12 protein-coding genes are annotated in these 23,462 nt (G+C 35.6%); 5 read left to right on the top strand and 7 right to left on the bottom strand.

Features of this window, described 5'->3' with window-relative positions:
* Positions 1 to 18 precede the first annotated feature (18 nt).
* From ACRD7B_RS04055 to ACRD7B_RS04035, 5 genes are all read right to left on the bottom strand, one after another.
* Positions 19 to 258, bottom strand: a complete 240-nt coding sequence (locus tag ACRD7B_RS04055) for a hypothetical protein (protein ID WP_430823192.1) — start codon at positions 256 to 258, stop codon at positions 19 to 21.
* A gap of 183 nt (positions 259 to 441) precedes the next feature.
* Entirely contained in the window at positions 442 to 2,409 is a 1,968-nt protein-coding gene (locus ACRD7B_RS04050; protein ID WP_430823191.1) for a RagB/SusD family nutrient uptake outer membrane protein, read from the bottom strand.
* Positions 2,410 to 2,490: 81 nt separating this feature from the next.
* Positions 2,491 to 5,724 carry a SusC/RagA family TonB-linked outer membrane protein gene (locus ACRD7B_RS04045; RefSeq protein ID WP_430823190.1) on the bottom strand — a complete coding sequence of 1,078 codons (3,234 nt, stop codon included), beginning with the start codon at positions 5,722 to 5,724 and terminating at the stop codon, positions 2,491 to 2,493.
* Positions 5,725 to 5,865: 141 nt separating this feature from the next.
* The gene (locus ACRD7B_RS04040; protein ID WP_430823189.1) at positions 5,866 to 7,425 is read right to left on the bottom strand and encodes a sulfatase family protein; all 1,560 of its coding nucleotides are present in this window, start codon (positions 7,423 to 7,425) and stop codon (positions 5,866 to 5,868) included.
* A gap of 62 nt (positions 7,426 to 7,487) precedes the next feature.
* Positions 7,488 to 10,670 carry a glycoside hydrolase family 2 TIM barrel-domain containing protein gene (locus ACRD7B_RS04035; RefSeq protein WP_430823188.1) on the bottom strand — a complete coding sequence of 1,061 codons (3,183 nt, stop codon included), beginning with the start codon at positions 10,668 to 10,670 and terminating at the stop codon, positions 7,488 to 7,490.
* A gap of 268 nt (positions 10,671 to 10,938) precedes the next feature.
* Between ACRD7B_RS04035 and ACRD7B_RS04030 the strand changes: the two genes are divergently transcribed.
* The 5 genes from ACRD7B_RS04030 to ACRD7B_RS04010 all read left to right on the top strand — a co-directional run bounded on the left by ACRD7B_RS04030 (position 10,939) and on the right by ACRD7B_RS04010 (position 18,829).
* The gene (locus ACRD7B_RS04030) at positions 10,939 to 15,063 is read left to right on the top strand and encodes a hybrid sensor histidine kinase/response regulator transcription factor (protein WP_430823187.1); all 4,125 of its coding nucleotides are present in this window, start codon (positions 10,939 to 10,941) and stop codon (positions 15,061 to 15,063) included.
* A 155-nt stretch (positions 15,064 to 15,218) separates the two neighbouring features.
* Positions 15,219 to 15,986 carry a hypothetical protein gene (locus ACRD7B_RS04025; RefSeq protein WP_430823186.1) on the top strand — a complete coding sequence of 256 codons (768 nt, stop codon included), beginning with the start codon at positions 15,219 to 15,221 and terminating at the stop codon, positions 15,984 to 15,986.
* Between the two features lie 38 nt (positions 15,987 to 16,024).
* A complete protein-coding gene (locus ACRD7B_RS04020) occupies positions 16,025 to 16,534 on the top strand; it encodes an RNA polymerase sigma factor (protein ID WP_430823185.1) in 510 nt (169 codons plus the stop codon).
* 8 nt (positions 16,535 to 16,542) lie between these two features.
* Complete coding sequence (locus ACRD7B_RS04015; protein ID WP_430823184.1) at positions 16,543 to 17,976, top strand: hypothetical protein; 1,434 nt, start codon at positions 16,543 to 16,545, stop codon at positions 17,974 to 17,976.
* A gap of 136 nt (positions 17,977 to 18,112) precedes the next feature.
* Entirely contained in the window at positions 18,113 to 18,829 is a 717-nt protein-coding gene (locus ACRD7B_RS04010; protein ID WP_430823183.1) for a hypothetical protein, read from the top strand.
* Between the two features lie 563 nt (positions 18,830 to 19,392).
* On the opposite strand, the gene ACRD7B_RS04005 is transcribed toward ACRD7B_RS04010, so the two are convergent.
* Positions 19,393 to 20,220, bottom strand: a complete 828-nt coding sequence (locus ACRD7B_RS04005) for a glycoside hydrolase family 16 protein (protein ID WP_430823182.1) — start codon at positions 20,218 to 20,220, stop codon at positions 19,393 to 19,395.
* Between the two features lie 21 nt (positions 20,221 to 20,241).
* Positions 20,242 to 23,415 carry a beta-galactosidase, LacZ type gene (gene lacZ, locus ACRD7B_RS04000; protein WP_430823181.1) on the bottom strand — a complete coding sequence of 1,058 codons (3,174 nt, stop codon included), beginning with the start codon at positions 23,413 to 23,415 and terminating at the stop codon, positions 20,242 to 20,244.
* Between the last annotated feature and the right edge of the window lie 47 nt (positions 23,416 to 23,462).

The raw sequence follows: 23,462 nt of genomic DNA, 5'->3' as shown, positions 1-23,462 counted from the left end.
TTGCAAAGAGAAAACTTGTTAAAAAATAATTTCATCAGGAAAAACAACGACTGTTCTTCCACCTTTCATATTAACAATTGCAAAAAGCTCAGTATTTGAAAACATAATGCTCAAGTCTTTTATTGAATCTTCCTGATAGCATTTTGTTAGACCATCTTCATCAAAAAAAGAAATACATTCAATCATCTTTGTGTTGATACCAAAAAAAGAAACCTTTTCCTTTAAAATGTCCACATTTGTTAAGTGACTACTTTCCATATTTTCATTCAATTATTAACTACACTTAGTGCTTAAAACTAAATCAACCTGTTCTTGAGTATTAAAACTTACTCTATAAATAAAAGTACACTTAATAGTCAATATTAACTTAACATCAGCAGATAAGGGTACCCCACCCATATTAATGAAGTACCCCTAAAGTATTTAACTAGAAATTAATCATTAATCTATCGGTTGCCCATTGGCTTCAATTGGCCAAGATGGATTTTGGTAAATCACAGAACTACTAACATCACCATTACTTGTCAGTAAGAAATGCTCAAAAGCAATAGGTGATAAATAATGAGCATTGTGCCAATTATAGCCATCATAGGCTAAGTTATTAGTTTTAATAATTTGATACGGTCTTAAGTAATTGCTATTCGTTGGACTTGAAACATTAGGCGTTTTACCGTCAGTTCCTTCTGGTATTAATATGGATTCTCCTGTTTCATCATCAATGTACCAATCTTCCATAGCTCCACCCCAAAGGTTAAATCCTTCTATCTGGTAATTCTGTAATTGATCAAGACTTCTCCAACGCTTAATATCTCTATAACGATGTCCTTCGGCAACCAATTCACAACGACGTTCACGACGAATGTTATAAAGGGTTGCGTCAATTAATGTACCAGCTGAATAAGCTCCCCAGTCTCCTTGTCCTTCTATGGACATATCGGTTGATGCAATTGTAACGTTAAAATCTGAAGCTACACCTGCGCGAGTTCGCAATGCTCTCCAGCAATTTTCAGCCGTTGCATCCAACGATCCATTAAGCTCATAGTAAGCCTCCATATAATTTAAATAAGCTTCTGAAGCTCTGAACACAATTGAGCCGGTGTAACTGCCAGAACCATCACCTTGAGAATCATCACGATTTACACCTTTTTTAACAGCATAACCCGTTACATACTTAACTTCAGGAATACCAGTTATATCAGGATACTCTTCAACATTAACATCTGTAATTTGCTCACCAGGTGCTTTCATGAAAAGTTTCAGGCGATCATCGCGCATTTCTTTAACCACATTTACAGTGGCATCTCCTTGATAACCCGATCCCGCAGCGTATATTGGCAAGCCATTTTCCATCAAAAAGCTTTCAACAAAACCCTTTGTATAACCCGTATTGCCTCCATTTCTCTGCAAATAATGTTGGTTTTGGTGATATACATTCTCCTCAACATCATATGAACGCCAGAATAAAACTTCACCAAAATCTGTCATGTCATTTGATGCAAACATCTTATAATAAGGGTTATCAAAGATTTCTAAGCCTCCATATTCACCATTATTTGTGGCTAAACTAGCCTCATCAACAACGGCTTTTGAAGCTGTAAGTGCTTCGTTTAAAAAGAAATCTATTTCAGCATCAATATCAATTGTAAAGCCACTTAAATAATCGGCATTGGCACCAGGCCATCCCTGACCACCCGGAACATGTGCAGTACCCTTATGGTATTTTAACCAAGTACCTTCGTGCAAAGCTACACGTGACTTAAATAACTGTGCGGCTACCTTTGTTAAACGATTATTGCCCCCTACAGGTGAATTGTTCATAAGCATTATTGCTGAATCTAAATCAGCAATAATAAAGCGAGCTACTTCGTTACGTGGACGACGTTTAGAGGCTTCAACTAACTCTTCCTCATTGTCCGATAAGGTTTTTTTAATAATAGGAAAATCACCAATTGCTTGAACCTTGTTGAAGTATTCATAAGCACGTAAAAAATACACCTCTCCGATATAGTGCTCTATATTTTCAGGATTACCAGCGATGCTTCCACTTTTCCATTTTGGTACAACATCTCCCAAGAAATAATTACACTGGCGTATTTGTCCAAAACTCCATGAACCACCATTTTCACCAACACGCCACTCACCTGGTAAGAAACGTGCATTAACGCCCGATGTAGCTTGATTATCGGTATGGTTATCGTAATTAAAGGTACCATTTCCCCATCCACTATGAGTTGGAAAGTCATATTGATTGATGGCATATGCTGCCAATTGATCTTCTGCATTTAAATACACCTCTGGTGTCACCTGATCCAAAGGGGCTCTATCCAGAAAATCATTACAACTACTTAAAAAGGCTATTGAAAGCACTCCAAAGCTGTAGAATAATAATTTAAAATTATATTTTTTCATTGTTATAAACTGTTTTAATTTTTATTACTTCTTTAATTTTGTAAGTACTATTTGTCAGGTGGTTAATCCAATAAATAGTATTTAGAATGTCAGACTCAAACCTCCAGAAATTGTCTTTGATAGTGGGTAAATTTTCCCATCACTCCAACCTCCATCAATTGTTTCTGGATCAAATATTTTAGTCATTTGGGTAAAAGTGATTAAATTCTCACCCGACACATAGAAGCGTAACTTTTGAATGCCATATTTTTGCGTGAAGGTCTTTGGAATAGTATAACCCAATTGAATGTTTTTCAAACGAATATATGCTGCATTCTGCAAGTATTTTGTCTGTGTCTGAGTATTTTTATTTGACTCCCATGACATAATCGGGCGTGGATAGTAACCATCAAGATTTGCGCCCATTTCATGGCCTTCAGGCCTGAAATAATCCATATGTTCTTCGAAACCGGCTGATTGCCACATGTTACCATTGGCTCCCCAAAAATAAGGCCCTCCCAAAGCATAATCGCGTTTTCCAACACCTTGCCATAACATTCTGAAATCAATACCTTTCCATGCGGCATCCACATCAATACTATACTTATAGCGAGGTGTCCTATTGCCAATTATGGACTTATCACCAGTATCTCCTAACACTCCACTACCACCATTAATAACTCCATCATTGTTTAGATCTTGGTACATGATATCACCAGCTGCCCAGTTTCCACCAAGTACACTCTGATCATGATTCGCTAACCAATTATTCATTTCTGCATCGCTTTTAGCAATACCTTGGGTTGAATAACCCCATATCTCACCACTCATTCGGCCGGCATACCATTGATCAATTCGGCCAGTCTCATTCGGATAACGTGTTATTTCCTGTTGATCATCAGCCAAAATACCTCTTACACCATAAGATACTTGACCGATTTTATCGCGCCATGCAATCTCCAGTTCAAATCCAGTTGATTTCATATCAGCATTATTTATCTTAGGAACTGATGTCCCCAAAGTAGCTGGCAATTCAGGTGCTGGCCCAACCATATCTTCCGTGAAACGTTGGAAATAGTCAAATACTAAATTTAACCTATTATTTAACAATCCGGCATCCAAACCAATGTTCCACGATCGAACCGTTTCCCATGTAAGCATTGAGCTAACCAGACCAGGACTACTTGCTGTGTTAGGGCGTACTCCATTAACTAACCACGAGCCATTGGCTGCACCTACAGGCATAGTAGTATAAAAAGGGTACCATTGTTTGGTATTTTGATTACCCAACTCACCCCATGATCCTCGGACTTTTAAAGTATTTACTTTGTCTAAAAGTGGTTCCCAGAAATCTTCACGAGCAATGTTCCATCCAACAGAAACTGATGGGAATAAATTCCAACGTTGCTCCCTTAAAAAACGACTTGTCCCATCGTAACGTGCATTCAACTCTACCAAATACTTTTCTTTGTAATTGTAGTTAACACGACCGAAAAAGCCTGCTGTTGCCCAATGTCCATAACCTCCTTGAGTAATTTTATCATCTCCCGAAGCTGTATTTATGGTCGGCAAATCAGGTGTAATCAAATCGTTACGATAGCCACCAAAATCTCGATTATTAGTTTCCTCACTCTGGAAACCTGCTAAAGCTCTTAAGTTGTGCCCATCACCAAATGACTTTACATACTCTGTGTATAAGTTTGGACTCATGTATGTCGTCTTTCGTGCATATTCATTTGCCCTCGTACTACCTGGTGACATCCAACCAACACCAACAGCATAAGGATTACCTTGCACATCGTGCGAATATGCAGGGAGCACATTACTGTTATTAAAATAGGTATCGGTGCGGTAATTAAGCTCTCCAATTAATTTCCAACCTTTTAGAACTTCTACATCAACGCGAAACTGTTGATACATCTGATCCTTTTCAGAAATGTTTCGTCCACCTTCACGCAGTTGCAAGATCTCACCTCCATCGGCATAAAAACCATTGGGGTCGCGCACTGGGTTTGTTGGCCAACGTCGTGCAATATTATGGTAAAACAAACCAAATTGATGGGTCGCCTTTTCATACTTTTCACGGATAAACTTGGTGTTGTAACGGATGCTTACATTTTCACCCAATTGAGCGTTGACGTTTGCCGTTAAGGTGAAGCGATCGAAAGAATCATTGGCATGTTTCAACAAACCATTTTGCCCTAAATAATTAGTTGACAAATAATATTGAACTTTATCACTACCACCGCTTAGGCTTAAGGCATGCTCTTGAGAAGGTGACCAGCTTTTATAATGTTCGTCAAACCAATCGGTATTCCCATTGGAACCCGTATACTGATTCCAACGATCGCCATTGTTGTTAGGCACTGTTCCATAATCAATTTCCCCCCTTTGGTAAGCCAAAATTCGATCCATTGTTTCATCATCAAAAGCAGGGTTTTGTCCTGCATTAGCTTTTGAATCATTCCAATATTTAGCGAAAGTATATGAATCAAGCATATGTGGCTTCAATAAAGGATCGCTCCAACGGAAGTTATTATTGTAGTTGATCTGCATTTTACCTTCTTTACCACGTTTTGTTGTAATTAAGATAACGCCAAAAGGTGCACGAGAACCATAAATGGCAGATGACGCTGCATCTTTCAATACCGATATACTCTCAATATCCTGAGGGTTAAGAGAATTCATATCACCTTCCATTCCATCAATTAAAATTAATGGACTTGAATTTGAACCTTCTCCAATAGTACCCGCTCCACGAATGTTAATTTTTAATGGGTTATCTAATTCCCCACCTCCCGAAGAGGTAACATTTAATCCTGGAATAATACCTTGTAGAGCCTGTGATACATTTTGTACAGGTCGCTCTTCGATCTTATCTGATGTTACCGCAGACACAGCGCCAGTTACATTAACTTTTTTCTGTGTACCGTAAGCAACAACCACTACTTCATCCAGCCCGGTAACCTCTTCAATTAATGTCACATTAATTGAGGAGCGTCCTGAAACTTCAACATTTTGATCCTTAAAACCAATGAATGAGAAACTTAATATTGCACCTTCAGAACTCACTTTAATTGTATATGAACCATCACTACCAGTAATAACACCACCTGTTGGGTTGCTTTGTTCAAAGATATTTACACCAGGCAGTGGCTGCCCCGTATTATCTTTTACAAAACCGTCTACTGTAAATTGTTCCTGCAACTGATTATTTGTTGCAGAGACTGCAAAGCTAATGCAAAATAAAAGTACACTCAGCACCTTCATTACACGATACATTTTTCGTCTCCGATTATCTTTAAAATAATCCGGATAAACTGATTTTTTTTCCATAAAATTTAAGTTTTAATAAAAAACATTAATTAATCATCGTGGGTAACAATCAAATGCACCCACTTCTTTTTCGAGTTTTAATTACTTTTAATTAAACTATAATCAACTGAATTTTAGATTCATGAGGCTCAAACAACAATACTAATAGGTAGCCAGATCAACATCGCCATACGCAACTTGTAATTCATTAAGTTGTTTTTTAAGCTTTTTAACCATAGGCTGCATGCCACTATCGTGGAATATATTTATCATCTCGTCAGGATCGTCCACTAAATCATAGAGTTCCCACTGATCAATATCGTCGTAAAAATGAATGAGTTTATACCGGTTTGTACGAATCCCGTAATGCCGTTTTACCATATGTTCATTCGGGTACTCGTAATAATGATAATAAATGGCATCTCTCCAACCTGATTGTTCATCCTTAAATAAGGTCACGAGCGACTTTCCTTGGATATCGTTTGGCATATCCAATCCTGCCAACTCCAGAAAAGTAGGTGCATAATCAATATTTTGAACCAGTTTATGCGATTGGCTATTGGGTTTAATTAATTTAGGATAACGCATAACCAAGGGCGTACGCAAAGACTGCTCATACATAAAACGCTTATCAAACCAACCATGTTCGCCCATGTAAAAGCCTTGATCAGATGTATAAACAATCAGGGTGTTGTCTAATTCTCCATTTTGTTCTAAATATGTCAGAAGTCGACCCACATTATTATCAACAGAAGCAACACACCTTAAATAATCCTGCATATATCTTTGATATTTATACAAATCCAACTCCTTACCCTTCAGGCCCTTTCGCTTAAAATCAGCAATAATTGGGTCATACTCTTTATCCCATGCTTTGCGTTGCTCATCTGTCAATTTTGAAAGCATATATGCATAATTGGCTCTGTATTTTGTTTGAATATCACCCGCTTCATCGAGTAATTTCAAATCATACACCAGATCCATATCTTTGGAAATACTCATGTTTTGCTCAGCCGCAGCTCGCCGTCCCTCATAATTATCAAAGAATGTTTCTGGTACATCAAATTCTATTCCTTTAAATAAATCAAAAAGAGCGGTATCAGGCTGCCAAATGCGGTGCGTTGCCTTGTGATGTACAAGCAGACAAAAAGGCTTATCGCTTTCTCTATTTTCCAACCAATCAATACTTTTATCAGTAATTATATTTGTTACATACCCATCAGATGAAATAGTATCTCCATTATGAATAAAATTAGAGTTATAATAATCACCTTGACCGATAAGGACTTCATAGTTATCAAAGCCAGTTGGTAAACTTTTAAGGTGCCACTTACCTATCAAGCTAGTTTGATAACCGTTTTGTTGCAATAGTTTTGGAAAAGTCTGTTGTGCCCCATTAAAGCGGACCGAATTATTTATTTGACCATTTTCATGACTGTGCTTACCTGTTAACATAACGGCCCTGCTAGGTGCGCATATCGAATTTGTAACAAAACTATTTCTAAAGACAATTCCTTCGTTTCCTATTCGATCTAAATTAGGTGTTTCAATAAAACGTTTGTCATAAGTACTAAATGTTTGCAATGAATGATCATCACTCATTATAAACAAAATATTTGGCTTCTTTTCTTGCTGTTTCTGCTTTATACTAACTTGACATGCTCCTAGTATTAGTAAGCAAAATAAAACAACAGAACCATTCGTTATTTTTCCTAAATTCATAACTAATTCTTATTTAAACGCCAGAACATTTCTGGCTGATCTATACTTAACCATATTAAAAATCATTCCACAGGGAGTATGGAATAAGAAAACATATAATTTTTAGGCTTAATTCTATATTGCGCAATAGGCTTAGCTTTGATTGACCATGAATTCTGTCCTCCAACTCCCACTTGCTCTAGATCAATATTAACCGTCAAAAATGAGGCTTCTTTCAACTCATTTATATGCCTAGCATTCTGAATATTTTGCGCGGTCCATGGCCAAACAGATGTACTCAGAGGCTGATTACCTTGAATACGTATACCATAACCATTTATATTTTTTAACTCTAGCCATCGTACACTGGTAAAATTACTACACTCCTGAGGCGTGACGTAATGGTGAATAAAATCATTCACTTCTCCCTCAAACAGACCTATATCGGCTGCAAAAGATCGATCATTGTAATTTTCCCAAGGCCCTTTTCCGTAAAAGGTCATATTCTGCAACGTATTATTTACCTTTAATTCTGATCCAATTCGTAAAGGCATGGGCAGGTTCTCATTCATTTCTATTGATAAAGTCACATCCACCTGAGCCTTTTGGTCAACCTTATAAGTAGTAGCAATTAAAAGGCTATCAGAGTAATGTTGTTTGACTACTATTTTCCAATATTCTTGTTTTGAATCGTCAACCGTAATATCTACCTCCGCAAACATGTCCGAAAACTCTTGCCAGAAAGCTGAGGCCTTATGTGATTTCCAACCACGAAAATCATTATCGGTTTGCGGTCTCCAAAAATTAGGTGTTGGTCCTTGTTCAATAACTGTGATGCCTTTAAGTTTATAATCTAGCATTTGACCGCTTAACTTTGACCATGACAGTTCAAAGCCCGCTCCCATAACCTTTATGTGCTTACTATTCTCCTTTAGTTTTAACCTATTTGTACCAACCTGATCATTATTTGAACCGAACTCGTAATCACTTAATTTAAATTGTTTCTTTGCCACCTCAAACCCAACATTAGAATATAGAGTTTCAGTTTTATGGTGCATGCTTATTCGCAGCCAATACTCCTTATCATTTTTTTGTTTGACCTCATGAATAGGTATATGCAACTGTTGAATTTCTCCAGGTTTAATGATAACATCTTCCAAATGACCAGATTTTACTACTTTACCTTCTTCAGAAATAGTCCATTTAAAATAATAGCCTTTTGTTGATGAATGACTAAAACGACTTTTAACATTGATAATTCCTGCGTCTAAATCATGTGGTGTAAATTCGATTGGTTGAAAAACATATTTACATTCTTGAAGTTGTGGTTTAACCGCTCTATCGGGTCCAACTATTCCATTAATACAAAAATTACCCAGGTTTGGTTTATCCCCAAAGTCGCCACCGTACTTCCAATAAACAGTACCATCCTCATCAACACTTCTGATGCCTTGGTCAATCCAATCCCATATAAAACCACCTGATATATTGGGGCTAGTATAAACAATGTCCCAATATTCTTTAAGGTTTCCCAAAGAATTACCCATGGCGTGTGCATATTCGCACATTAGTACTGGCCTAACGAGTACTGTATTATTAGCTAAAGCTGATAATTGTTGGAGTGAAGGATACATGCGACTCACCATGTCAACATAATATGGATCAGTGGGGTTGACCATTGTATTTTGATACTTTTCTTCCCATTTTGAAGAATTTATTGGTATATAATCCGAATGCATAGGAATACCTTGTGCCCCCTCATAATGGATTAGCCGTGTTGGGTCAAAATCTTTAATCCAGGCAGCAGCTGAGGCATGATTAGGGCCACATCCCGATTCGTTACCCAAGGACCATGAGAAGATTGAGGCATGATTTTTATCTCGTTCAACCATACGAATAACGCGATCCATAAAAGCCGTATTCCAAGTTGGATTATTCGCCAACTTACCACCAATACCATGCGACTCAATATTAGCTTCATCCATTACATAAATGCCGTATTGATCGCACAATTCATATACATAAGGATCGTTCGGATAATGAGCTGTACGCAGAGCGTTGATATTATATTGCTTCATTAATTTAATATCTTTTCTCATCTCGTCTCGTGTCATTGTTTTACCTCCTGTATCACTATGGTCATGCCGATTCACCCCTTTTAATTTAACAGCCTTACCATTTACGCTGAATACACCTTCTTTCGTATAGCAATATTCTCTAAACCCAATTTGAGCGCTGCGAACTTCAACTGCCTGATTTTTTTCATTTAGGAGTGTAATAATTGCTTTGTAGAGATATGGGCGTTCGGCACTCCACAACTGAGGGTTCTTAAGTTCACTTTGCATCATTCCAAAAAACACATTATCGCGTGGAGGATACCTTTCATGAATTATATCTTTAACCGACTTCCGCAATGCTTCTTGTAAAACACTTTTATTATTGCCATCCAACAAATCTACTTCTAAGTGCCAGCCATCATAAGTACCATCAGCACCAATTATCTCTGGTCTAATCTGAAAACAAGCTTTTGTATAATTATCATGTAAGGATGAACGAATAAAAAAATCATTAATATGCACTTTTGGTTGAGCCATTATATAAACTTCACGATGAATACCACTCATTCGCCAGTGATCCTGATCCTCCAGATAACTACCATCCGACCATCGAATAACCTGTACTGCCAACTTGTTCTTTCCGTCAATTAAATATGGTGTGATATCAAACTCACTTGGCAAACGACTGCCTTGACTATATCCTACATACTCACCATTTAACCATACACTAAAGGCAGAGGAAACACCACCAAAATGAATGATAACTTGTTCACCTTGCCATTTATCTGAAACGGCAAACTGACAAATATAGGAACCAACAGGATTTTTGCGATCGATATATGGTGCATTAGGCGTAAATGGATACACTTCATTGGTATAAATAGGTGTTCCGTAACCTTGCATTTCCCAACAAGATGGAACATCTATCAAAGCCCAATCCTTGGAGTCAAAATCAGGTTTCGAAAACTCTATACTGCTTGTTTCACTATGTGGCGTAAACTGAAAAGACCATTTTCCATTAAGGAATTTCACTTTTGCTTTTTCACGAGATAAACTTATAGCCGCTTGTTTTGATGCATAAGAATAGGAAGTTGCCCGTGCTGGCAACTTATTTTCTTGTATTATATTCTCATTCTCCCATTTATTTGTTTGCCCATAAGCTTGCAGCATTACTGAAACAAAAAATACAATGATTGTTATCCGATTCATATTATAATTATATTGCAACCTGTTAATTTTTGTTAAAACAAACTTACTAGAAGTAAAACTTTTTTTAACTGAGGAAACAGTCATTAAACAGCGATTTATCATTCATACTAAAGAATGTCAATTCAATCAATAACAGGGGACACATCAATCACTACAACTCACAACGAGCTCAATAGTTGATGATTACAAATGCATGCAAAAATCAAACAAACATGCATTCAGACCTTAATAAGGATTTTTGTATTTTTGGAAAGTAATACATAATACAATGCCGAAATATATACTAGGTTTTCTATTAACCTTTTTTCATGCTGCCTCAATATTAGCAGCCGATTACTCTATTAATGTAGATTACATTAATATGCAAGATGGTTTATCAGACAATAATGTAAACGCGATATTAAAAGATAACAAGGGTTTCATTTGGTTTGGGACTTCTGATGGATTAAACCGCTACGACGGTTACCAGATAAAATCATTTTATCCAGTAAATGGTTCTGTTAATATTTCGGTTCTTTACCAATCGCCTAAAGGTTATATTTGGGTTGGCACCGCAGATGGCTTACATATCTTCAATCCAGAAAGTGAATCCTTTATTTCTCACATAGAAAATCTACCTAACATACCTTCATTTTCTATATCTGGAATAGCTGGTGATATTAGAAATGGCATTTTATTAACAACGCCTTTAGGTATAATATGCTTAAATTTTGAAGATGAAACTATTGATGTAAAAACCATTAGGTGCAACCTTTATAATAAAGGTAATACATCGGGCCTTGACTACGATGTTCTTTCCAATATTACTAAAGAAAGAGATGGGGTATATTGGTTGGGAACAAATACAAATAAAATAGTAAGGTTCGATATCAACAATCATGCTTTCAAATCATTTTCTCTTCCCTCCTTAGAATCTAGCAATTCACAATTCATCATAACAAAACTGAGTTACATACACGGCCAATTGATTATTTCGACCATTGGCAATGGCGTATTTATTTTTGAGCCTGACACATATCAGATTACTCAATTAGAACATGACTCAAATAATACAAGATCCATAAGTCATCGTGATGTTTATGGTGTCGAGAAAGATAATCGAGGTGACTATTGGATCGCGACCTGGGATGGTTTAGATCAAATATCAAACTTGGATAATTTATCTGATATTAAACACTACAATTGGGATCATCCTCTGTTTACTGATAGATTTGAAAATAGAGCTATTTCAATACTATACGATCCATCTGGTGTCATTTGGGTTGGTACACACGGAGGTGGAGCCGTAAAAATTGACATTGAAAATCAATTTTATCGTTCTAGTCGTTTTAATAGCTTATATGAAGTGCAAGATTTCACTATCGATAACTCTAAAAACTTGTATATCTCACTTTATCATGGTGGAATTAAAAAAACATCCCTTCCGCTTCCCCTCGATAGCTCCATTCATTTTGATCAATTCTCAACAAGGCATGCACACAGTAGACGTATTCCTGAAGATATTATTTTATCGTCAACAAAAGATGAAAATGGTGATATCTGGTTTGGTACTATCAAATCTTCACTACTGAAGTACGACCCAAATATAGATCAAATAAAGAGAGTTGATATAAAAATAAGTAATTTCCCTGATTGGCAAGGTCGCATTGAGTCTCTACTCATTGATTCTAAAGGCCGATTTTGGATTGGTAGCAATAATGGTTTATTACTATATGACCGTATTTCCGAAGCATTTCATCTTACACAATCAAACGACAAGCCTAAATATCACTTGTCAGGAAATCATATTAGGGTAATCCTTGAAGATTCGGATAGCAGCATATGGATTGGAACCAATTTAGGTCTTAACAAACTCATATACCATGAAACAGATTCTTTTAAATTTAACTCTTTTAATGACAAAAACAGTTCGCCTCATACACTTCATAATAAGGAAGTTTGGGCCTTACATCAAATGCCAGATGGAAAACTATGGATAGGCTATAGAGGAGGCTTGGGTTATTTCAATGCCAAGGAAGGTAATATTCATTTTTTAAATAAACGAGATGGCTTATGTCATAATTTTGTGACTTGCTTAACAAGTATAGGAGATAGTACTTTATGGATTGGAACTAATTCAGGGTTATCTAAATTTGATATTTATTCTAAAAAATTTATCAATTACTACATTGCGAATAATGTTAGAGCTGTTCAAAAAACAGACACAGACCAACTTATTTGGGGCAACAATAAAGGGATCATATATTTTCATCCTGATAGCATTCGTAAAAACACTTTTATATCTCCGACTGTAATTACAGAGATTCGAGTTAAAAACCGAGCTATTGAAGTGAATGAATCATGGGACGGTCAGACTATCCTGAGCAAGGCTGCGCCCTACACATCTGCCATTACGCTTAAGCATCCGTTCAACAGTTTTGCCATCGATTATGTAGGCCTCTCCTTTTTACATCAGCAAAGTAATAAATATGCATACCGTCTCGTTAATCATGAAACAAATTGGATTCATACCAATGGTACACAACGAACTGTCACTTACAATAATTTATCTGCCGGCGATTATATTTTTGAGGTAAAATCATCTAATAATGATGGCATCTGGAATACCAATACGACTTCTTTAGAGATTAGCATTCAACCACCTTGGTATTCAACCCTGTGGGGCATAGTTACAATTTTCCTAATTGTTATATTGCTAATATATACAATCCTTAAAATAAGAATAAGGCAAATTTATAGAGAACAGCAACTAAAGAGTCAAGCAAAAGAGTTAGAACATAAATTAACTATTGAAAAAGTTGAACGCGAAAAAGAACATGATATCGCCGAAATGAAAGCACGTTTTTTTACAAATATATCCCATGAGTTACGAACTCCTCTAACACTTATTACTGCCCCACTAAAAGAAATCCTAGATAATAAAGACATATCTAAAACAATAAAAAACAAACTCAAAATTGTAAATCAACATGCGCGACAACTCCATCAGTTAATATCTCAACTATTGGACTTAAGAAAAGCGGAAATGGGAAGCATGGTGTTAAATGTATCAAAAAACAATATAGTTAACTTTGTCAAAGAAGTCGAAAACTCCTTCAATCAATACGCACAAAAACAAAACATTACAATACACATACTACATTCCAGACACAAGATACCAATGTGGTTTGACACAGAAAAATTACGCATCGTTTTATCAAACATAATTTCGAATGCCATTAAGTTTTCACCAACAAATGAGACCATTACAATATCAATTGATAAAGAAGAGGATTGGTGCAAAATAAGCATAACGGATAAGGGACCAGGCATTGAACTCAATCAACAGGAACTAATATTTGATCGTTTTTTTCAAGGGAAAGAGAGCAACAATATAAAACAAACGGGTACTGGTATTGGTCTATCCCTTGCGCGTGAATTAATCCACCTACATAAAGGATCTATTAATGTGGTAAGCAAACCTAAGCAAGGTGCCACCTTCAACATAAAAATTCCAATAGATAATAAACTTACCAATGAAAGAAACACATTAAAGCTAGGCGACTTAAAAGAAATATACATTTCCGAAGAACCATTTATTGATCAGGAAGACACATCGAGCACTCAAGACATCTCGAATAACGAAAAGAAACGCCCTCAACTCCTTATAGTGGAGGATCATCCTGAATTACGTCAATACATTCGATCTATTCTTGATGATGAATTCGAAATATATGAAGCCACAAACGGACAGGAAGCGTTACAACAAATAAATAATAAAATACCTGTTCTCATCCTGTCGGATGTCATGATGCCAGTAATGGATGGAATAGAACTTTGCAAAACCATAAAAACAAACCAAACGCACTGTCATATTCCTGTGGTTTTATTAAGTGCAAAAAGTACTGATCAAGATGTATTAACAGGTCTGGAAACTGGCGTTGATGACTATATAACAAAACCATTTACACCAACAATATTAAAAGCCAAAATTAATAACATTATAAAAAGTCGAGCTCAACTAAAAGCATATTATGGCAATAAAATAACGCTATCTCCTAGTGAAATAGAAATTGATCTGCATGAAAAAGAATTTATACATGATGCCATCCAATTTGTTGAAGGCAATTTGACTAATCCTAAATTTAATACCCAATTACTGGCTGAGCATTTACATATGAGTCAACCAACCTTGTACAGGCGTATTAAAACAATTACTGGTGAAAATATTTCGGTTTTTGTTCGTTCCATTCGAATCAAAAAAGCGGCGCAAATGCTAGTAAAACAAAATATTCCAATTATAGAAATTTCGGAACAAATTGGATTTAATGATGTGGCCTATTTTAGAAAGTGTTTCACAAAACAATTTGGTGTAAATCCATCAAAATACAGAGCAAAAAACAGTGGTGATTAATAAAACAGTTCTCTCACCTTTATGTAAATACAATTTTAAATAATGAACTTGTATATGAAAGATTAATTGTCCCTTAAAACTTTTAACATAGCACTTGGAGAAAAAAATTTCTAAGGTTGTCCCAACCTTCTTGCCATTAAAATCGTCTTATTAAAATGAACCATTGCAAGTGGCTTTTTAAGCCTATTCTAATAGTACTTATCTTTCTTTATTCATGTCAGAAGAAGGAATATACAGTACCAGTTAATGTTGAATTAGAAGTTGCTTTAAAGAATGGCACTTCAAATCATTTATCATTTGATAGTGGTACAATTTTATTCAAACAAATTTTTTTTGACGGTCATAGAACTCAAGGGGGAGATGTTCATTTCGCCACTAAAACTGATGATGAAATTGGCCCATTTCAATTCTTCTTTGACCATCCTGCACTTATAGAAAATTTTGATATCCCGCAAGGGGTTTATTCTTTAATAGAATGGGAACTTACCCTAGATGAAATCGATGACATTGAAAATGATGATGATGACAATGATGAAGGCAATAACATTGATAATAATTCTAAAATAGAGGACTTTGAAACTGAAGGAGGATTAGTATTCAACGGGACATACAATAGTCTATCTGGACACATCGTACCCCTTTTTATTATAATAGATGAAGATGAAATCTTTAAAGTTAAAACCATTAATAACGATGGATTACAAGACATTACCATTTCCGCTGAAAAGCCTTATTTAGCTCAAATTAAGTTTGACCCTTATTATGCGACAAAAACAATTAGTGTAGAATCGTTGGAAAGTTCTGACCTAAGTCATACTGATTTAGGAGCTGCATATATTGAAATATCTTCGGATCAAAACGAAGTATTATATGAAAACATTTTGTTCCGACTTCAAAACTCTGTTAAAATAATAATAAACTAAGTAGTGATTATTGGTTTATGGAATTGAATGAAAAATTGATGCTCGAAGGCTGTCGAAAAGATGACCGCAAGATGCAAGAGCAGCTTTACAGAGCCTATGCAGGAGAAATGCTAAGTGTATGTTTAGCATATGAACCAGACAGAGATGATGCCAAAGATATTTTACAGAATGGCTTTTTAAAAGTGTTCAGAAATATTAACACTTATAATGGACAAGGTTCATTAAAAGCCTGGATCAGAAGAATAATTTCCAATACAGCAGTTGATGCTTTTCGGAAAAGACAGCAAAATTTAACTCTAAGAATTGATGATTTAAGAGCTAATAACGAGCCATCTGAAGATGTATCTGATCCATTGATTTGTCAAGACTTATTAAAAGAAGTTGAGAAATTACCAGATGGCGCACGTATGGTATTCAATCTACATGCTATTGAAGGATACGGACATAAAGAAATTGCAAAAATGTTGAATATCTCGGAAGGGACATCAAAGTCACAACTTAATAGAGCAAGAAAATTACTAAATGAACAACTAAGCAAAGTAGGTTAATCTATTTAATGAAGAATAAGAAGCTACATAAAGAATATCTAGATCTATTAAAGAAAAATGCTTTAATGGCACCTGATGATGTGTGGAATCGTATAACTTCAGATTTGGATAATGATCGCAGGTCTAAATCAGAAGATGAGGAACAGAATAAGATATTAGATGACTCTTGGAATAAAATAGAGAACGAATTAGATATTGATAATGTGTGGTCTAATATATCGGCAGAATTGGACAAATACAACAAAACGCATACTATATTTCATCGTTTTAACTATTGGGTGGCAGCAGCGATCATTTTATTTATGATTAGCTTTAGTGGAGTCCTACAATTCTATAGTAAACAAACGAAGCCAGAACTTTACACAAACAATAACGCACAAAAAAGTACTAATTCGCTTGGGTATACTAGTGAGACAAAACTAAACAATGCCATTTCGGGGAAAGAAATAGATAACCAAACGATAAATGCTTTTCAAAAGGCAAAACTATTTCACCCAACAATTGAAGAACAAAAAAAGAAAGTTCGTATCGCTTCTGCCCTGAACAACACAAAACTTTCATTCTCAAATGAGGAAAATGAAACATTTATAAATGCAGAAGAATCATTTTCGCTTAATACAAAACTAAAAAACAAAAATGCCTTAATAAGAAAACCCATCGATTATAAAATTGTACCATATATTGCTTTAGAAAAAGAAAAAGTATTTGAAACAGATTGGATAAAAGCAATGCCTATTCCTTCTCCTAGCAATTCAAAGAACACACTTGCTTTTGACCGAAAAGATAGTCGATGGACAACGGGTATTATTACATCTTTAAAAAATACATATCTTCTAAGTGCAGAAACTATTGAAGGCTTTTCTTCGTCAGGAATGAATAGTTCAAAAATAACCATATCGCCAGAACTTGGTTTAAACATTAAGTATGCATTAAACAAGCGTTATTTAATTAACTCTAATTTATTTCTATCCTCTTCATCAAAACAAAACTACAGCAGCTATTATTATGGACAGTATACATCCAAGGAGTTAGATTTAAATTACATAGCCGTGGAAATGTCTATTATGCAAAATGCGAAACACAATTTTCTCGGTTCGGATAAAATAATTCGTCGAAATGTTGCTGGCATATATATTGCTCATTTAAAATCTGCCTCTGAAACAATTGTTAATGACGCACAAGATATTAGTGAAATATATGCTTCTATTGATTACGGACTTATTTTAGGTCAGGAGTTTGAAATTAGGTCACAAGGTCCTATCAAGGTTTCAACTGGCATAAATATAAAATACGGATTACCCAATATTTATACAGGTGATAATTCAATACCTGGGCATCTAAACAAAACTCACAATGCATCAGTCGAATTTAGAATTGGAATTGCGTATCGATGGAGTTCCAAAATTGGTATTGACCACTACCTAGGGTTGAAGACAAAATAGTATCTACAAACATTTAGGAACTGAATTTTCAAATAAATTTATTAAAAATTCAATCTCGATTCCAACCTTCCTTACAAAACTTTCGTCATACCCTTGAAAGAAGAAATTTATTTAATTATTCAAAACAACCAATATTATGAATTTATTGAAAAGCGTCTTAATTGCCTCAGTTTGTATTGCAATATTTGCAAGTTGTTCAAAAGACGATACAATCGATAATAAGAGTCGTGTAGAAGTAGCAATAAAAACAAGCACAGCAAAACAACTAAAAAGCACAGCAACTGATGATCTTGTTATAGAGAAATTTGAAATTAATATCGCTGAAATTGAATTTGATATTGATGATGATATGGAAGACCTTTTGCCAGCTGGAGATACTTTGTTCACAGATGTAGAATTAGATGGCCCATTTTTAATCGATTTAATGTCAAGTGATGCTGCAACAGGCATTAAATTAGCTATTGCAAATGTTCCAAATGCAGTTTATGAAGAAATTGAATTTGATTTTGACATTTATGAAGAAGATGATACAAAAGATATTTATGGCCATTCTATTTTTGCCACTGGAACCTATTCAAACACTCCTTTTGTAATTATAAGCGATGAGGAATGGGAAATAGAATTAGAGTATCCAAATGGTTATAAATTAGATGGTGCTGAGTCTAAATTATGGATAGACTTAAACCTTGACTTATTTAAACAACAAGTTGCAGCCATAGACTTTACTCAAGCTGAAATTACAGATGGTACTATTATTATTTCAAAAGATAGTAATAAAGAAATTTTAAACGCTTTCGAAAAAGCTTTAGAGAACGCCTTTGAAGTGGAGGAAGAAGGCGAAGATGAAGATTAATAGCCTTAGATTATTTATTTAATCTACCTAAGCGTTCTGATAATACTTATCAGGGCGCTTTTTTTATTTCATTACATTTTCAGCTATGGCTACCATATGTTTACACTTGGTTCATCCTTAATATTTCAACTGGATAGTCAGCCCACTGATATGCACAAAAATTTCGATAGTTTGCCAACTGTACCTCCATCGTCAAGGTTAAGTTTGTGTTTGATGATCAGTGCAGCGATAACAGTCCTGACATTGATACTTTTCAGACCTGATAAAGAATCGAGTTTTTGGCAATACACTGCAAACGTTGGTTGATCTTATCCAATTCTGTTTCGAACAGGTGACCAAAAAGTTCGAATCTCAGTTGGTTGTGTGACATTTAATTGAGAATATCCGCAAGACACTTGATCCTAATTCATTCAACAACAAAATACACTATAAATTTACGCTGAATTAATTAACCGTTTAGCTTAGTTATCAACATCTAAAAAGCAATTTAAAAGAAAATCAGTAAACTCGAGTTAAATAAATCCGCTTGACAAACACATCACAATCAATTGACATATGATACATTACTGATACACCCTCACAAAATCCACAATCATTTGAACAGGCAAATCATCAGGATTTACATCGCCAACCCATGCTCCCTTTAATTGCTGATCAATAAGAAGAAAAAAAGGTTGATCATATGGCCATTGTGTTTTATCAACACCATTTACCCTAGGGTACGCAAACGTTTCTTTTTCGTTTAGGCTAAATACCAAACGATCAGGATACCACATTAATCCATACGTATTAAATTGAGTGACATCAACTTTTGCCGTTCCAGAATGAGGTGGATTTTCAGTTTGTTTCAATTTTAAAGTATAATAGGAATGAGTTGTTTGATAGATGATATTGTCATAATTAAGATGTTCCATAATATCAATCTCACCATTCATAGGATAAGAACCATATTTCTTCTGTTCAGCTAGCATCCATATAGCTGGCCAAGCACCTTGCGCACATTCTAACTTGGCTCTTATTTCGACCTTCCCATATTGAAATGCGAATTTCCCTTTACTATAAATACCTCCTGTTAAAAAAAGTCTTGAATCACTTACTGTATCAGGATTAATAATACCTTTTAAAAACAACTTTCCTTCAGATATTTCATAACATCGGTCATCACTCGTCATATGCTTGCCCCAATCTGCTTTATTCGGAGGAATTCTCGTCCATTTTGTTGTATCTATGTCTGTGCCATTGAAATTATCTTGCCAAATAATTTCCCAGTCCTTATCCTCTCGATTATCTTTCTGTATATAATTATACGAGTCAATTATATTGTATGGAATTTCAGTACAACCTGCGTACAGAATGATTATAATCAAGATCGGCAATTTGTAGAAACTCATGTATTATTTTTTATGGTATTTTTAAAAAACAGGCTCCATTATAAAATTAAACTCATAGTCTTGAGCCGGCAACGTGTATTGCTCATAAGGTTTAGCCCCCCATGAGTTATCACCGGCAACACCCATCTGTTTAAGATCGAAAGTAACGAACACACCATCTTGCTTAACTATATCATTCAAGTGTTTGTTTTCAGAATGAGTTTCCTGATCAAAATCTTCAATTGGGTTGTGTAGGGCTGAAAAACCTATACTAGGAGCTCCACTAATTCTCAATCCCCAACCATCACTATTCCTCAGTTCAAACCAGCGAGTATCAGTTTTATACCCATTCTCCTGAGGACGAACATAAGGTTCATATTGATCTTCCACTTTACTCTCATATAAGCCAACAAAAGCACTACGGTTACGATCGCAATAATTTTCATGAGGCCCACGTCCGAAATATTTCAAATTGTCAAACTCAACAGGTAAAGTCAATCGCATACCATAGCGCGGCATATCCGGTAAACCTTTTTTACCTAAACTTAAAGTATTACTAATATGAATGCGACCATTACCTAAAATCTCATATACTATGGTTTGATTTGAATTAATAGCTGGCAACTTAATATCTACGGTAACTATAGCTTTTTTACTAGAACTCTGTTCAAGAGTAAGTTTATCTACCTCAAAATTTGAAGATACCTCACGCCATATACCCAAACGCTTAATCATATTGCTGCCTTTGTCATTATCGTTTGGTGCTCGCCAGTAATTAAGCGATGGTCCTTTCTGAATCAGTTGAATACCGTTTACCGTCCACTCTCCGATTGTACCTGTCGATTTATTAAAGTTAATTGTGAAATTTTGCCCATTCACATTAATCACTTCATCATTTTCAGTAGTTGTAATATTACCATGTTGCTCTTCTTTTGCAATTGGATGAACAGGAACTGCAATAGCAAACTGGTCATGTGCCACTTCATGTCCTTCGGCTAATATTGATGTTGGTTTTTTCAATCGCACAGAGAAATCAATAAAATACTCTGAATCTTGTTTGCCTTTTATTATAGGAATTGCTATTTCAAATACCTTACTCTCATTGGCATTGAGAGTAGCTTCAACAAACCCATAATGAATTTCTTTTCCGTTCTCAGTGATAGAACAACGAATATCAAAACCATCCAAGTCGATAAAATCATAGTAGTTTGTAATTTCATATTGACCAAAAGGTAGACCTTCATTACTGAATCGGACATACTGGTAGGCATATTTAACCTCCCACATGGCAGGTTGCGGTGCCATATCAGGATAGATTATACCATTACACACAAAATTATCATCGCTAGGCATGTTTTCACCATAATCACCACCATAAGTCCAGTATCGGCGTCCTTCTTCATCAAACTCCAATAAGCCCTGATCAATCCAGTCCCAGATATATCCACCTTGGAGTTGTTTATTGCTACGGTCATGAATCACATCCCATAGATCCACCAAATTTCCAGTACTGTTACCCATTGCATGTGAGTATTCACTCATTATCATTGGTTTCTTCTGATGCTTAGAAGCATATTTTTTCAGATAACGTACACCCGGATATTGTGGACAAAACAGCTCTGTATTTTCACGCATCTCAGCACGTTCGTAATGAATAGACCGTGATTGATCGCGAAGCTTAATCCAGTCAAATGCGGCCGTAAAATTATCGCCATCGCCAGCTTCATTACCCATGGACCAAACAATGATACTAGGATGATTTTTACTACGTTCCACCATACGTTTATTACGATCAAGGTGTGCTTCTTTCCACTCCGCATTTTTTGCCAAAGAATGCTTGCCATAATACATTCCGTGCGATTCAATATTAGCCTCATCAGTGACATACAAACCATGCTCATCGCATAACTCGTAAAAACGTGGATGTGTTGGATAGTGTGAATTACGAACAGCATTGATGTTAAACTGTTTCATCAGCTTAATCTCATGAAGCATGTCCTCTTCATTCACTACATGACCAGTATGTTGATTATGCTCGTGGCGGTTAACCCCTTTAATCAACACTGCAACTCCATTTATATAAAACACATCATCAATTATTTCCACTTTGCGAAAGCCCATTTTTGCAGAAACTATCTCCTGATTATTACCCTTATCATCTTCTAACTTCAGAACCAATGAATATAAGTTTGGCGTTTCAGCAGTCCACTTCAACGGGTTTTCAATTTCCTTTTCGAACGACAGTTTTAAATCTTCTTTTTTATCAATATTAACCTTTAAGTTTTCCTGAGCTACAATATTCTTATTTTGGTCGAATAACATATAGCTTAAATTATAACTACCCGATCGCAAATGATCAACATGGTTGGCTAAATCAACTTCAACGCTTAGCTTACCGTTGACATATGTTTCATCAAGATCACCTTTTACAAAGAAGTCACGAATACGTACTTTAGGTGTCGAATAAATAAATACATCACGTTCTATTCCACTGATACGCCAAAAATCCTGACACTCCAGATAAGAACCATCACTCCAACGATAAACTTCAACAGCTAAAGTGTTTTCACCTTTTTGCAAATATTTGCTAATATCCCATTCAGCTTCTGTTTTACTACCTTGACTATAACCAACTTTTTGTCCGTTCACCCATATGTAAAAGGCCGATTTGACTGCACCAAATTGAATGAATACCTGGCGATCATCCCAGCTTTCGGGTACTGTAAAGGTGCGACGATACGATCCAACAGGATTATAGTCGTGGGGAACTTGTCCCGGATTGGCCGGATAAATTTTATCAACATATTTTATTTCATCAGACACAGGAGCTTTATAACTGGCAAATTCGTACTGATGATTACAATAAATAGGTATCCCATAGCCTTCAAGCTCCCAATTCGCCGGAACTTTAATATCATCCCATTGGCTAACATCAAAAGAAGGCTTGTAAAAATCAACAGGACGATCAACAGGTTTACGTACCCAATTAAACTTCCAGGTTCCGTTTAAGCTTTTATAATAAACCGATGCTTTATGTTTTTTTGTTAATGCATTATCTATGGACGAAAATGGCATTAATGATGCGTGAGGTAACTCCTTATTAAGGTTGAACACTTTAGGGTTCTCCCAATCGTTTTTTTCACTCGCATTAAGTATTAAACTTCCGAAAAAGAATAATAGTAGTAATGCCACATGGCTGAATAATCCCTTAATCATATCTTATTATTTTTTTATTTGCTAAACGTACTAGGATTGAACATACC

It is taken from the genome of Carboxylicivirga fragile, assembly GCF_050589805.1.
GTDB lineage: Bacteria > Bacteroidota > Bacteroidia > Bacteroidales > Marinilabiliaceae > Carboxylicivirga > Carboxylicivirga fragile.
The sequence above is the reverse complement of the archived record's forward strand: the minus strand, read 5'-3'. Positions and strand labels throughout refer to the sequence as shown.

Coding starts and splice junctions, on each gene's coding strand:
- ACRD7B_RS04055 (WP_430823192.1), bottom strand. CDS start 258: ATGGAAAGTAGTCACTTAACAAATGTGGACATTTTAAAGGAAAAGGTT.
- ACRD7B_RS04050 (WP_430823191.1), bottom strand. CDS start 2,409: ATGAAAAAATATAATTTTAAATTATTATTCTACAGCTTTGGAGTGCTT.
- ACRD7B_RS04045 (WP_430823190.1), bottom strand. CDS start 5,724: ATGGAAAAAAAATCAGTTTATCCGGATTATTTTAAAGATAATCGGAGA.
- ACRD7B_RS04040 (WP_430823189.1), bottom strand. CDS start 7,425: ATGAATTTAGGAAAAATAACGAATGGTTCTGTTGTTTTATTTTGCTTA.
- ACRD7B_RS04035 (WP_430823188.1), bottom strand. CDS start 10,670: ATGAATCGGATAACAATCATTGTATTTTTTGTTTCAGTAATGCTGCAA.
- ACRD7B_RS04030 (WP_430823187.1), top strand. CDS start 10,939: ATGCCGAAATATATACTAGGTTTTCTATTAACCTTTTTTCATGCTGCC.
- ACRD7B_RS04025 (WP_430823186.1), top strand. CDS start 15,219: ATGAACCATTGCAAGTGGCTTTTTAAGCCTATTCTAATAGTACTTATC.
- ACRD7B_RS04020 (WP_430823185.1), top strand. CDS start 16,025: ATGCTCGAAGGCTGTCGAAAAGATGACCGCAAGATGCAAGAGCAGCTT.
- ACRD7B_RS04015 (WP_430823184.1), top strand. CDS start 16,543: ATGAAGAATAAGAAGCTACATAAAGAATATCTAGATCTATTAAAGAAA.
- ACRD7B_RS04010 (WP_430823183.1), top strand. CDS start 18,113: ATGAATTTATTGAAAAGCGTCTTAATTGCCTCAGTTTGTATTGCAATA.
- ACRD7B_RS04005 (WP_430823182.1), bottom strand. CDS start 20,220: ATGAGTTTCTACAAATTGCCGATCTTGATTATAATCATTCTGTACGCA.
- lacZ (WP_430823181.1), bottom strand. CDS start 23,415: ATGATTAAGGGATTATTCAGCCATGTGGCATTACTACTATTATTCTTT.